Source organism: Chitinophaga sp. GbtcB8 (assembly GCF_019091455.1).
GTDB lineage: Bacteria > Bacteroidota > Bacteroidia > Chitinophagales > Chitinophagaceae > Chitinophaga.
On sequence record NZ_JAGXJN010000178.1, the window covers coordinates 1 to 266 of the forward strand.

At 51.1% G+C, this 266-nt stretch carries 1 pseudogene; it reads left to right on the forward strand.

What is annotated here, in order from left to right:
* A pseudogene (locus tag KVT36_RS31745) lies at positions 1 to 266 on the forward strand (DUF885 domain-containing protein); the annotation flags it as partial.

Genomic DNA, 266 nt, shown 5'->3' on the forward strand with positions numbered 1-266 from the left:
AGCCGGATTTATTTTGCAGGTAACTCACCGGAACGCCGGCAGCAGCTGCAAAAGCTGAACAATCCATACCTGCAGCAGCTGGACCAGGTTGATTTTGACGCCTTGCCCACTGGTAGCCGGGTAGATTATATCCTGTTCAGAAGAGACCTGCAGGCACAACTGCACAGCTTACAGGTAGAAGAAACGCAATACACCCAATTAAAAGAATGGGTCCCTTTGGCAGAGAAGATCTACGCAGTGGAAAAGGTTCGCAGGCGGGGTGCAGA